General features: G+C 71.6%; 4 protein-coding genes, 1 tRNA gene, 1 rRNA gene and 1 pseudogene. 1 reads left to right on the top strand and 6 read right to left on the bottom strand.

What is annotated here, in order from left to right; genetic code table 11:
- Window positions 1-46: 46 nt before the first annotated feature.
- The 4 genes and pseudogenes from AB0C99_RS31750 to AB0C99_RS31735 all read right to left on the bottom strand — a co-directional run bounded on the left by AB0C99_RS31750 (window position 47) and on the right by AB0C99_RS31735 (window position 10,396).
- Window positions 47-880 (bottom strand): helix-turn-helix domain-containing protein, encoded by an 834-nt coding sequence (locus tag AB0C99_RS31750; RefSeq protein WP_362482532.1) that lies wholly within the window; start codon window positions 878-880, stop codon window positions 47-49.
- Window positions 881-1,122: 242 nt separating this feature from the next.
- On the bottom strand, window positions 1,123-3,951 hold the full coding sequence (locus AB0C99_RS31745; protein ID WP_362482529.1) for a DNA translocase FtsK: 2,829 nt from the start codon (window positions 3,949-3,951) through the stop codon (window positions 1,123-1,125).
- A 148-nt stretch (window positions 3,952-4,099) separates the two neighbouring features.
- Window positions 4,100-4,774 (bottom strand): annotated as a pseudogene (locus AB0C99_RS31740) (response regulator).
- Window positions 4,775-5,065: 291 nt separating this feature from the next.
- Window positions 5,066-10,396 carry a HAMP domain-containing protein gene (locus tag AB0C99_RS31735; RefSeq protein ID WP_362482637.1) on the bottom strand — a complete coding sequence of 1,777 codons (5,331 nt, stop codon included), beginning with the start codon at window positions 10,394-10,396 and terminating at the stop codon, window positions 5,066-5,068.
- A gap of 410 nt (window positions 10,397-10,806) precedes the next feature.
- Between AB0C99_RS31735 and AB0C99_RS31730 the strand changes: the two genes are divergently transcribed.
- A complete protein-coding gene (locus tag AB0C99_RS31730) occupies window positions 10,807-13,458 on the top strand; it encodes a SpoIIE family protein phosphatase (RefSeq protein WP_362482527.1) in 2,652 nt (883 codons plus the stop codon).
- A 103-nt stretch (window positions 13,459-13,561) separates the two neighbouring features.
- Here AB0C99_RS31730 and AB0C99_RS31725 read toward each other — a convergent pair.
- Window positions 13,562-13,634: transfer RNA gene (locus tag AB0C99_RS31725), tRNA-Thr, on the bottom strand.
- Window positions 13,635-13,639: 5 nt separating this feature from the next.
- A 5S ribosomal RNA gene (rrf, locus tag AB0C99_RS31720) occupies window positions 13,640-13,732 on the bottom strand; the annotation flags it as partial.

Below are 13,732 nucleotides of genomic sequence, written 5' to 3'. Positions count from 1 at the left end.
TACCTCCGTCGCGCAGGGTTCACCCTCGTCACTCACGTCACCGGGATCACCCGGCCTCGGGGTCGCCCTTCGTGTACGACAGGCGCTCGACCTGGCCGGACTCGAAGGTGTCCTGGACCTTCTTGCCGTTGACGTAGAGCTCGATCGGCCCGGCGTTGCCGAGGATGAGGTCCACGCGCTCGTCGTCCTGGAAGGTCTTGGACTCGCCCGGCAGGAGCAGCCCGTCGAAGAGCAGCTTGCCGTCGTGCGCCTTGGCCGAGATCCAGCTCTTGTCGTCGGTCGCGGTGAGCTTCACGGTGACCTTGTCCTGCGGGACCGCCGCGATGGCGCTCTCGGAGGGCGCGGGCTTGGGGGCGGGCTTCACCGGCTTGGGCTTGGCGCTGGCGGTGGCCTTGGGCGCCGGGGCGGGGCCCTCGGCGACCGCGCCGTTGCCGCGCACGTCGTTGCCGTTGAACATGGTGAAGCCGACGAAGCCGACGACGGCCACGATCGCGGCGACCATGGCGGCGGTCCAGTTGGGTCGGCGCGGCTCGGGGCGGATGCGCTCCGCCTCGAAGAGCGGCGCCGCGGGGGTCGGGGCGGGCCGGCCGCCGTGCTCGGCGTCGTACTGCTCGATCAGGGGGGCCGGATCGAGCCGGACGGCGCGCGCGAGGGTGCGGATGTGCCCGCGGGCGTAGACGTCGCCGCCGCAGCGCGAGAAGTCGTCCTCCTCGATCGCGTGCACGATCGGCACGCGCACTCGGGTGGAGGCGCTGACCTCTTCGACGGTGAGACCGGCGGCGACACGGGCCTGCTGGAGGGCGCGACCGATCGAATCCCGGTCATCTGCCGGGAAGTTCCGGTCGTCCTCGGGGGATTCGGGGGAGTTGCCGATGGACACGAGAGCGCCTTTCGAGCGTGTAGCCACCTGCTGGACGTTCAGTCTATGGGTGGTACGAAAGGGTGGGGCAACCGGGCGGGCGTCGTTTGTACGCCATGAGGCTGGGACATCGTCCTGTCCCTCCCTCCAACTTGACGTACGCCCAAGGGAAACGGTTGCCCCCGCTCCCTTACGAGTGAGTCTCGCCCCGGTCTCGTCACGGCGTCTTCCGGCCACTCCCCTCGACCGTCGGACTCCCCCGCTCAGCCGTCGGACTCCCCGCGGATCACGGCCAGCACCCCGTCCAGCTCGTCCGGCTTGACGAGCACGTCCCGGGCCTTGGAGCCCTCGCTCGGCCCGACGATGTTGCGCGACTCCATCAGGTCCATCAGCCGGCCGGCCTTGGCGAAGCCGACCCGCAGCTTGCGCTGGAGCATCGAGGTGGAGCCGAACTGGGTCGAGACGACCAGCTCGGCGGCCTGGCACAGCAGGTCCAGGTCGTCGCCGATCTCCTCGTCGATCTCCTTCTTCTGCTTGGTGCCGACGGTGACGTCGTCCCGGAAGACGGGCGCCATCTGGTCCTTGCAGTGCTGGACGACGACGGCGACCTCGGCCTCGGTGACGAAGGCGCCCTGCATACGGGTCGGCTTGTTCGCGCCCATCGGCAGGAACAGGCCGTCGCCCTTGCCGATCAGCTTCTCGGCGCCCGGCTGGTCGAGGATGACCCGGCTGTCGGCGAGCGAGGAGGTGGCGAAGGCGAGCCGGGAGGGCACGTTCGCCTTGATCAGACCGGTGACGACGTCCACGGAGGGCCGCTGGGTCGCGAGCACCAGGTGGATGCCGGCCGCGCGGGCCAGCTGGGTGATCCGGACGATGGCGTCCTCGACGTCCCGGGGGGCCACCATCATCAGGTCGGCGAGCTCGTCGACGATCACCAGGAGGTACGGGTACGGCTTGAGCTCGCGCTCGCTGCCCGGCGGGAGCTGGACCTTGCCGTCGCGGATCGCCTGGTTGAAGTCGTCGATGTGCCGGAAGCCGAAGGCGGCCAGGTCGTCGTAGCGCAGGTCCATCTCGCGCACGACCCACTGGAGGGCCTCGGCGGCCCGCTTCGGGTTGGTGATGATCGGCGTGATCAGGTGCGGGATGCCCTCGTACGCGGTGAGCTCGACCCGCTTGGGGTCGACGAGCACCATCCGGACGTCCTCCGGGGTCGCCCTTATCATCACCGAGGTGATCAGGCAGTTGATGCACGAGGACTTGCCGGAGCCGGTGGCGCCGGCGACCAGGATGTGCGGCATCTTCGCCAGGTTGGCCATCACGTAGCCGCCCTCGACGTCCTTGCCGAGCGCCACCAGCATCGGGTGGTCGTCCTCCGCCGCCTCGGCCAGCCGCAGCACGTCGCCGAGGTTGACCATCTCGCGGTCGGTGTTCGGGATCTCGATGCCGACGGCTGACTTGCCGGGGATCGGCGAGATGATCCGCACGTCGGGGCTGGCCACGGCGTACGCGATGTTCTTGGTCAGCGCGGTGATCTTCTCGACCTTGACCGCCGGGCCGAGCTCCACCTCGTAGCGGGTGACCGTCGGGCCCCGGGTGAAGCCGGTGACGGCCGCGTCCACCTTGAACTCGGCGAAGACGTTGGTCAGCGACTCGACGATCAGGTCGTTGGCGGCGCTCCGGGTCTTGCCGGGCCCGCCGCGCTCCAGCAGGTCCATGGACGGCAGCGAGTACGTGATGTCGCCGGAGAGCTGGAGCTGCTCGGCGCGCGCGGGCAGGTCGGTCGGCTCGGGCGCCGGCTTCGTCAGGTCCGGCACTCCCCCGGACGCCCGCTCCCCGGCCCCCTTCGCGCCGCGCGCGGTCGGCACCGGCTTCGCGGGAGCCCCGGGCGCCTCCGCGGCCTCGGCGGCGGCTGCCGCGACGGCGGCGGCGCGGTCGGCGGTCAGGTCCCGGGTCAGATCGGCGACCAGCGGCGAGGGCGGCATCCCGTTGAGGACGGCCCCGTCCAGGGCGGCGGCGGCCGCGGCGGCCACGTCGACCGGGTCGAGCCCGCCCGTGTCGAAGGCCGACGAGGACGGCGTACGGCGCCGGCCGCGCCGCTCCAGGGCCGCGGCCTCCGCCCGGTCGGCCCCGTCCGGGTCGTAGCCCGGCCCCGCGCCGGGCGCACGCCGGCGCGCCGGGCGCGCGGGACCGGGCCCCGCCTCGCGCCAGTCGTCGCCGTACGCGTCGCGCGCGTCGCCCAGGTCGTCGTGCTCCGGCTCGTACTCCGGCTCGACGATCCCGAGCCGGGCGCCGAGGGCGCGCAGCCGCTGCGGGATCGCGTTGACCGGGGTGGCGGTGACGACGAGCAGCCCGAAGAGCGTGAGCAGCACCAGCAGGGGCACCGCGAGGACCTCGCCCATCATGAAGACGAGCGGCTTGGAGGCGGCCCAGCCGATGAGCCCGCCGGCGTCCTGCATGGCCTTGGTGCCGTCCTCGCGGCCGGGCGAGCCGCAGGCGATGTGCACCTGCCCGAGCACGCCGACGACCAGCGCCGACAGCCCGATCGCGATCCGCCCGTTGGCCTCGGGCTTCTCCGGGTGGAGGATCAGCCGGACGCCGATCGCGCCGACCAGCAGCGGGACCAGCAGGTCCAGCCGCCCGAAGGCGCCGGTGACCAGCATCTCGACCAGGTCGCCGACGGGACCGCGCAGGTTGGACCAGGTCCCGGCGGCGACGATCAGGGCGACGCCGAGCAGCAGCAGCGCCATGCCGTCCTTGCGGTGCGCCGGGTCGAGACCCTTCGCTCCGCGCCCTATCCCCCGGAACATCGCGCCGACACCGTGCGCGAGACCGAGCCAGAGCCCGCGCACGAGCCGGTAGAGGCCCCCGGTCGGGGACGGCGCGGGGCGCGGCGCGGCCTTCTTCGCGGCGGTCTTGCGCGCGGGCGCGCGCTTGGCGGGCGCCGCCTTCTTGGCGGGCGCCTTCTTCGCGGCAGGCTTGGCGGGCGCCTTCGCGGGCACCGCCTTCTTCGCGGTGCCGGTCGTACGGCCGGCGCGCGGCTTCGCGGTGCCCGCCGTGCCCTGGGAACCCTTGCCGGACGTACGTGAGGCCATGATGCTGAGGTTACCGGTGTACGCGGCCGGGGAAACAGCTCACCCGTTCGTGTCGCCGCTACGGGGCGCGAAACTGACACAGGCTCACGGCCGATACCGTTCGGCCGATGTTCCGCGCCGGCCCTCGGCGTGGCGGGGTGACGCCGGGTCAGCCCTGCGCGGGCAGCGTGGCCGTGCCGCCCGTGCCCGGCTCCAGCGCGTCGAGCGCCCGGCGGAGCCCGGTCAGCTTGCGCTCCAGATGGGCCGCGGTGGCGACGGCCGCCGCGTCGGCGGAGTCGTCGTCGAGCTGTTTGGACAGCGCCTCGGCCTGCTCCTCGACCGCCGCCAGCCGGGCGGAGAGCTCGGCGAGCAGCCCCGCGGACTCCTTGGCGTGCCCGTTGTGCCCGCCGCCCTCCAGCTAGAGCCGCAGCAGCGCCGCCTGCTCGCGGAGCTGACAGTTCTTCATGTACAGCTCGACGAAGACGGAGACCTTGGCCCGCAGCACCCACGGGTCGAACGGCTTCGAGATGTAGTCGACCGCGCCCGCCGCGTACCCCCGGAAGGTGTGGTGCGGGCCGTGGTTGATCGCGGTCAGGAAGATGATCGGGATGTCCCGGGTCCGCTCGCGCCGCTTGATGTGCGCCGCCGTCTCGAACCCGTCCATGCCGGGCATCTGGACGTCCAGCAGGATGACCGCGAAGTCGTCGGTCAGCAGCGCCTTGAGCGCTTCCTCCCCGGACGATGCCCGCACCAGCGTCTGATCGAGCGCCGAGAGAATGGCCTCCAGCGCCAGCAGATTCTCCGGCCGGTCATCGACCAGGAGGATCTTGGCCTTCTGCACCATGCCCCGTCCTCCTCGCCCCGGCACTGTCTCGCTCCGGCTCCGCGAGCCGGGGGAAGCACCTGGCGCCGCCCCAGAAGACGACTCCCATGCGCCGTCCGTCCTTGTGCCGGTCATCGTAGCCGCACCCCGCCCGTCGCCACACCCTGTCACCGCATTGTCACTGAGCACGGCCCCGTGCCCGTACGTCGAACGCGGTGGGAGACCAGAAGGTTCCCCGTCCCCGGGCCTCTCACACCCGGATGGCACCGGTCCGCCGGACTCCCGCCGGCCGACCGGTGCCACGGGCCCGGCTCAGCCCTCCCCGTCCCGCATCCACTTCTCCATCTCGGTCAGCAGATAGTCCGGGTCGACGGGCTTGGTCACATAGGCCGAGGCGCCCGACTCCAGCGCCTTCTCCTTGTCGCCCTTCATCGCCTTCGCCGTCAGCGCGATGATCGGCAGCCCCGCGAACTGCGGCATCCGCCGGATCGCCGTCGTCGTCGCGTACCCGTCCATCTCCGGCATCATGATGTCCATCAGCACGACCGACACGTCCTCGTGCTGCTCCAGCACCTCGATGCCCTCGCGCCCGTTCTCCGCGTACAGCACCGCGAGCCCGTGCTGCTCCAGGACGCTGGTGAGGGCGAAGACGTTGCGGATGTCGTCGTCGACGATCAGCACCTTCTCCCCCGCGAAGCCGAAGCTGCGGCGCGGAGCGGGCTCGTGCCGCTCCTCCGCCTCGGCCGCGCCGGTCCGCTCCGGCTGCCCGGGGGCGGCCGTCCGCTGCTGCTCGACCGCCTTGCGCCGGTGCCGGAACAGCGCCCCGGACCGCGCCTCGGCGGGCGGCGCCGGCGCGAAGTGCACCAGCCCGTCGCCGAACTCCCCCACCGGCGCGTGCGCCTCGGCGGTCTCCGGCAGTTCGTGCCCGTGCCCGGGGTGCGCCGGCTGACCGGGGCTCAGCGGCAGATAGAGCGTGAACGTCGAGCCGCGGCCCGGCTCGCTCGCCGCGTGGATCTCGCCGCCCAGCAGCCGCGCGATCTCCCGGCTGATCGACAGGCCAAGCCCCGTACCCCCGTACTTGCGGCTGGTCGTGCCGTCCGCCTGCTTGAACGCCTCGAAGATCACCCGCATCTTGCCCGGCGCGATGCCGATGCCGGTGTCCGTCACCGAGAACGCGATCAGGTCCGCGTCCGGGTCGCGCAGCGTCCCCGCCTCCAGGAGCTGCTCCCGGATCGACTGCGGCACGTCCGCGCCCGCCGGCCGGATCACCAGCTCCACCGCGCCCGTGTCGGTGAACTTCACCGCGTTGGACAGCAGGTTGCGCAGCACCTGGAGCAGCCGCTGCTCGTCGGTGTGCAGCGTGGCCGGCAGCTCGGGCGACACCCGCACCGAGAAGTCCAGCCCCTTCTCCGCGGTCAGCGGCCGGAAGGTCGCCTCCACGTAGTCGACGAGCTGCACCAGCGCGATCCGGGTCGGCGAGACGTCCATCTTGCCCGCCTCGACCTTCGACAGGTCCAGGATGTCGTTGATCAGCTGGAGCAGATCGGAGCCGGCCCCGTGGATCGTCTCGGCGAACTCCACCTGCTTCGGCGTCAGGTTGGTGTCCGCGTTGTCCGCGAGCAGCTTCGCCAGGATCAGCAGCGAGTTGAGCGGGGTGCGCAGCTCGTGCGACATGTTCGCCAGGAACTCGGACTTGTAGCGCATCGAGACCGCGAGCTGCTCGGCGCGCTCCTCCAGGACCTGCCGGGCCTCCTCGATCTCGGTGTTCTTCACCTCGATGTCCCGGTTCTGACGGGCCAGCAGCTCCGCCTTGTCCTCCAGCTCCGCGTTGGAGTTCTGCAGCTCCTTCTGCCGGTGCTCCAGCTCCGCCGACCGCTCCCGCAGCTGCTCGGTGAGCTCCTGCGACTGCTGGAGCAGCACCTCGGTACGGGTGTTGACGCTGATCGTGTTGACCGTCGTCGCGATCAGCTCCGCGATCTGGTTGAGGAAGTCCCGCTGGATCTGCGTGAACGGCTGGAAGGACGCCAGCTCGATGACCCCGAGCACCCGCCCCTCGAACAGCACCGGCAGCACGATCACATGCGCCGGGGCCGCCTCGCCGAGCCCGGACGAGATCTTCAGGTAGCCCGGCGGCACGTTGACCTGGATGGTCCGCTTCTCCTCCGCCGCCGTCCCGATCAGCGTCTCCCCGGGCCGGAACGAGGTCGGCATCGACCCGGCGGAGTAGCCGTAACTGCCGCGCATCCGCAGCTCGTACGAGCCCTCCCCCTCGCCCAGCGGCTCGGCGTCGTTGTGCGCGGAGCCCGTCGGCATCGCCACGAAGAAGGCGCCGTGCTGCGCCGAGACCACCGGGGTCAGCTCGCTCATGATGAGCGAGGCCACGTCCTCCAGGTCCCGCCGGCCCTGCATCAGGCCGGAGATGCGCGCCAGGTTGCCCTTGAGCCAGTCCTGCTCGTCGTTGGCGAGGGTGGTGTCGCGCAGGTTGGAGATCATCGTGTTGATGTTGTCCTGGAGCGCCTGGATCTCACCGGCCGCGTCCACGCCGTCGATCTTCACGTTGAGGTCGCCGCGCGTCACCGCCGTCGCGACCGCCGCGATGGCCCGCACCTGACGGGTCAGGTTCCCGGCCATCTCGTTCACCGACTGGGTGAGGTCCGACCAGGTGCCCTCGACGTCCCGCACCCGGGCCTGACCGCCCAGCTGCCCGTCCGTGCCCACCTCGCGGGCCACCCGGGTGACCTCCTCCGCGAAGTTCGACAGCTGGTCGACCATCGTGTTGATGGTGCTCTTCAGCTGCTGGATCTCGCCCCGCGCGTCGATGTCGATCTTCTTGGTGAGGTCGCCCTTGGCGATGGCCGTGGTGACCGCGGCGATCTGTCGCACCTGACCCGTCAGGTTGTCGGCCATCGAGTTCACCGACTCGGTCAGGTCCTTCCAGGTGCCCGACACCCCGGGCACCCGCGCCTGACCGCCCAGCTCGCCCTCGGTGCCCACCTCGCGGGCCACCCGGGTCACCTCGTCCGCGAACGAGGACAGCGTCGTCACCATCGTGTTGACGGTGTCGGCGAGCTCGGCGACCTCGCCGCGCGCGTCCACGGTGACCTTCTTGGTCAGGTCACCGTTGGCGACGGCTGCGGAGACCCGGGAGATGTTCCGCACCTGGCTGGTCAGGTTGTTGGCCATCAGGTTGACGTTGTCGCTCAGGTCCTTCCAGATGCCGGTCACCCCGCGCACCCGCGCCTGGCCGCCGAGGATGCCCTCGGTGCCCACCTCGCGGGCCACCCGGGTCACCTCGTCGGCGAAGTTCGACAGCTGGTCGACCATCGTGTTGACGGTCGTCACCAGCTCCAGGATCTCGCCCTTGGCGTCGACGGTGATCTTCTTCGACAGGTCGCCGCGCGCGACCGCCGTGGTGACCTCGGCGATGTTCCGGACCTGGAAGGTCAGGTTGTTCGCCATGAAGTTCACCGACTGGGTCAGGTCCTTCCAGGTGCCGGAGACGCCCTGCACCTCGGCCTGACCGCCCAGGATGCCCTCCGTGCCCACCTCCCGGGCCACCCTCGTCACCTGGTCCGCGAAGCTGGACAGCTGGTCCACCATCGTGTTGAGGGTGTTCTTCAGCTCCAGGATCTCGCCCCGCGCGTCCACGTCGATCTTCTGCGACAGGTCGCCCCGCGCCACCGCCGTGGCGACCTGCGCGATGTTGCGCACCTGCGCCGTCAGGTTCCCGGCCATGCCGTTCACCGAGTCGGTCAGGTCCCGCCACACACCCGCGACACCGGGCACCTGCGCCTGACCGCCCAGCCGCCCGTCCGTACCCACCTCGCGGGCCACCCGGGTCACCTGGTCCGCGAAGGCCGAGAGCTGGTCGACCATCGTGTTGATGGTGTTCTTCAGCTCCAGGATCTCCCCGCGCGCGTCCACGTCGATCTTCTGCGACAGGTCGCCCCGCGCCACCGCCGTCGTCACCTGAGCGATCTGCCGCACCTGCGAGGTCAGGTTGCCGGCCATGAAGTTCACCGAGTCGGTGAGCTCCCGCCAGCGCCCGGACACCCCGTCGACCCGGGCCTGGCCGCCGAGGCGGCCCTCCGTGCCCACGTCCCTGGCCATCCGGGTCACCTGGTCGGCGAAGGACGACAGCTGCGACACCATCGTGTTGACGGTGTTCTTCAGCTCCAGCATCTCGCCGGCCACGTCGACCGTGACCTTCTGCGACAGGTCGCCGTTGGCCACCGCCGTCGTCACCTGCGCGATGTCCCGCACCTGCCCCGTCAGGTTGCGGAACGCCGTGTTCACCGAATCGGTGAGGTCCTTCCACGTCCCCGCCGCGCCCGGCACCTCGGCCTGACCGCCCAGCAGACCCTCGACGCCGACCTCCCGCGCCACCCGGGTCACCTCGGAACCGAACGCCGACAGCTGGTCCACCATCGTGTTGACGGTGTTCTTCAGCTCCAGCATCTCCCCGGCCACGTCCACCGTGACCTTCTGCGACAGGTCGCCGTTGGCCACCGCCGTCGTCACCTGCGCGATGTCCCGCACCTGCGTGGTGATGTTCCGGAAGACCGTGTTGACCGAGTCGGTCAGGTCCTTCCACGTCCCCGCAGCGCCCGGCACCTGCGCCTGACCGCCGAGCAGACCCTGCGCGCCGACCTCGCCGGAGACCCGGGTCACCTCGTCCGCGAAGGTCCGCAGCGTCTCCGTCATCTGGTTGATCGTGTCCGCGAGCTGCGCGATCTCGCCCCGCGCCGACACCCGCACCTTCTGCGACAGATCGCCGTTGGCCACCGCCGTGGTGACCTCCGCGATACCCCTCACCTGATTGGTGAGATTTCCCGCCATCGTGTTGACGGAATCCGTGAGGTCCTTCCACACCCCGGCGACCCCGGCCACCTCGGCCTGACCGCCCAGCTCCCCCTCCGTGCCCACCTCGCGGGCCACCCGGGTCACCTCGGACGAGAACGAGGAGAGCTGGTCCACCATCCGGTTGACCGTGTTCTTCAGCTCCAGCATCTCGCCGGCCACGTTCGCCGTGACCTTCTGCGACAGGTCGCCGTTCGCGACCGCCGTCGTCACCAGCGCGATGTCCCGCACCTGGGCCGTCAGCCGGTTCGCCATGGTGTTGACCGAGTCCGTGAGGTCCTTCCACGAACCCGACATCCCGCGGACCTGCGCCTGCCCGCCCAGCTTGCCCTCGGTGCCCACTTCCAGGGCGACCCGGGTCACCTCGTCCGCGAACACCGACAGCTGGTCGACCAGGTTGTTCACCGTACGGGCGACCTTCAGGAACTCGCCGCGCAACGGCCGCGTCGTCCCGTCCGCCCCCTCCGAACGCAGCTCCATCCGCTGCCCCAGATCACCCTCGGCCACCGACGAGAGCACCCGCCCGACCTCGGAGACCGGCCGCGCCAACTCGTCCACCAGCGCGTTCGCGGCCTCCACGGCCGCCGCCCACGCCCCCTCGCCGGCCCCGGTCTCCAGCCGCTCCGACAGCTTGCCCTCGCGGCCCACCACCCGGCGCACCCGCGACAGCTCCCCCGTCAGATGCGTCTGCCGGTCCGCGAGCTCGTTGAAGACGGCGGAGATCTCCGCCATCACCCCGTCGCCGGAGACCGGCAGCCGCTTGCGGAAGTTCCCGTCGCGCATCGACGCCAGTGCCCCGAGCAGCCGCTGCAGCGCCGCCGCGTCCACCTGCACCGTGCCGCCACCCCGGGACCGCCCGCCACCGGAGGCCCCCCACGCCCGCGAACCGCCACCGCGCCGCGTCGTCGTGCCAGACTCCACCGTGTCCCTCCCGAAGGGGTCGACCATGCACTCGGTCTCTCGCTACCAGCCTGCCCAGTGTTTCACCGTGACCGAACCAGGCCATAACAGTTCGGCAGCTTCGCACAGCGTCCCCACCCCCGAGGGACGGAAACAGCGATGACCGGCATCCGCTGGGACAGCGAAGGTAAGTAACCTGGCATCCGGCTGTCCACCCGCCCCGGTCCGCCCGGCGGCGGGGTTCGGCACGGACGGCCGGAAAGAGCACAGGCGGCGGGAGGGGCAGACCGACCATGGCGGAGCCGGGTGTCGAGACGCGTACGAGGAGTTCAGTGATCACCGCGCGGGCGGCTGCCAGTTTCGATCCCGTCGGACGGTCCGTGGCCACCGCCCGGGCCTTCGTCCGGGACACCCTCCAGGGCTGGGGGTACGCCGAGGTCGTCGACGACGCCGTCGTCCTCACCAGCGAACTCGTCACCAACGCCGTCATCCACGCCGGCACCGCCGCCGACGTCCTCTGCCTGCGCGCCGACGACGGCGTCCGCATCGAGGTCGCCGACCGCTACCCCGAGCGCGAGATCCCGGTCCAGCAGGGCCGCGCCATGACCGGCCCCGACCGCGAGAACGGCCGGGGCCTGCTGCTCTGCGCCGCCCTCGCCACCCGCTGGGGCGTCGAGTACAGCCCCACCCGCAAGCACGTCTGGTTCCACCTCGACCTGCCCGAGCGGCCCGTCGGCACCCGCTCCGCGGGCCCCGTCCTGCCGGATCCGCTCCTCCCCGTCACCGAGAGCCGCGTCCGCGTCGCCGTCGTCCAGATCGACCGCGGCGGCGCCATCGCCGCCTGGAACGAGGACGCCGAGGAGCTCTTCGGCTACGGCTCCGAGCAGGTCACCGGCAAACCCCTCGGCGACCTCGCCGCCTGGCCCCACACCCCCGGCATCGGCACCGGCCTCGCCGAGGCCCTGCGCCTGTCCCGCTGGGAGGGCAGCTACGGCATCCGCTGCGCCGACGGCCGCGTCATCCCCGTGTACGCCTCCCACCTCCGCGTCCGCGACGCCCAGGGCGAGCCGTCCACGGTCTGCCTGCTCGTCCGCGACTACGAGCGCGCCGTCCTCCAGACCCCGCAGCGCCCCGCCGCCGCCGACGCGGGCCCCGAGAGCCGCACCGCCGCCGACCCCTTCGAGGTCTTCATCGGCTCCCCGGCCCCCGACGACCTCGACGGCCTCCTCCAGCGCACGGTCGAGCGCGCCCGCGACATGCTGGACGGCGACTCCGCCTTCCTCCTCCTCGCCACCGACGACGAGACCGAACTGGAGGTACGGGCCACCACGGGCCTGCCCTCCGCCCGCCAGCGCTTCGCCCGCGTCCCCGTCGAGACCGGCGCCAGCCGCTACGGCTCCGCCCGGATGCCCGCCGTCCACGAGGACCTGGCCGCCGTCCCCGGCGCCGTACCCCTCCTCGAAGGCACCGGGATGCGCTCGGTCGTCACGGTCCCGCTCAAGGTCGAGGGCCGCCTCACCGGCTCCCTCGGCGTCGCCGCGGAAGGCGCCAACCGCTACTCCAACGAGGAGGCCCTGCGCCTCCAGTTCGCCGCCGACCGGATCGCGCTGGCCGTCGAGTCCGCCCGCCTCGGCGAGCTGGAGCGCCTGCGCCGCGGCTCCCTCAGCTTCCTCGTCGAGGCGTCCGACCTGCTGGCCGGCACCCTCGACCGCGACCAGACCCTGGCCCTGATGGCCCAGATGACGGTCCCGACCCTGGCCACCTGGTGCGCCGTCTACACGATCGCGGACCAGGCTTCCGACCCGTACCTCTCCTACGTCCTGCACGAGGACGAGGACCTGATCGACGGCCTGAAGGCCCTCCTCGTGTCGATCTCCCCGCCCGACCCGGTGACGACCCCCGGCGCCCGGGTGTGGACCGCCCCGGGCGACGCCGCGCACCGCGCGGCCCTGGACGCCTCGATGCGCGAACTCGACGGCCCCGGCGGCCCGGTGTCCTCCGGCATCGGTACGGCCCTGGCGACCGCGACGGCCGTGGGCGGCGAGACGGTCGTCCTGCCCCTGGTGGCCCGCAACCGCGTCATCGGCATGCTGACCCTCGGCAAGCCCTCGGACGACCACTTCCGCCAGGAGATCCTGGAGCTCGCCGAGGACCTCTCCCGCCGCGCCGCCCTGGCCCTGGACAACGCCCGCCTGTACTCGGAGCGCACGGCCATCAGCCGCTCCCTCCAGCGCAGCCTGCTGCCGCCGGGCCTCCCCGTCGTCCCCGGTGTCGAGGTCGACGTCATCTACCGCGCGGCCGGCGAGGGCAACGAGGTCGGCGGAGACTTCTACGACCTCTTCCCGATCCGCGACGGCGCGTACGGCTTCGCCATCGGCGACGTCTGCGGTACGGGCCCGGAGGCCGCCGCCGTCACCGGCCTGGCCCGGCACGCCCTGCGCCTGCTGGCCCGCGAGGGCTTCGGCGGCCCGGCCGTCCTGGAGCGCCTCAACGCGGCGATCCTCGACGAGGGCGCCCGCAGCCGCTTCCTGACCCTGCTGTACGGCGAGATGCGCCCGCAGGAGGACGGCTCGGCGGTCCTGAAGGTCGTCTGCGCCGGCCATCCGCTCCCGCTCCGCCTGAGCCAGGACGGCACGGTCCGCCCCGCGGCGGACCCGCAGCCCCTCCTCGGCGTCATGGACGACCTGGAGCTGTACGAGCAGACCGTCACCCTGGACCCGGGCGACGTCCTCCTGTGCGTCACGGACGGCGTCACCGAACGCCGCGAGGGCACCAGGATGCTGGGCGACGACGGCCTCACGGAGGTCCTCAAGTCGTGTACGGGCCTGACGGCCGGCGCGGTCGCCTCCCGCGTCCTGCGCGCGGTCGAACGCTTCGCCCAGGAGCCGGCCTCGGACGACATGGCCATCCTGGCCCTCCGTATCCCGGAACCGCACAACCGCTAGAAGAAGGGGAGGCGGAGGGCTTGGGCCCTCCCCCTCCCCTTGCTCTCTCATCGCCCGGGAAACGCAAAAAGGCCCCCGCCAGATGGCGGGGGCCTTTTCTCTGAGCCCTTTAACGGAATCGAACCGTTGACCTTCTCCTTACCATGGAGACGCTCTACCGACTGAGCTAAAAGGGCGGGTTGTTCGGCGGCGTCCTACTCTCCCACAGGGTCCCCCCTGCAGTACCATCGGCGCTGAAAGGCTTAGCTTCCGGGTTCGGAATGTAACCGGGCGT

Origin of the sequence: Streptomyces sp. NPDC048659 (assembly GCF_040650575.1) — a bacterium.
Taxonomy (GTDB): Bacteria; Actinomycetota; Actinomycetes; order Streptomycetales; family Streptomycetaceae; genus Streptomyces.
Note: the sequence above shows the minus strand (reverse complement) of the source record. Positions and strands in the feature narration are given on the sequence as shown.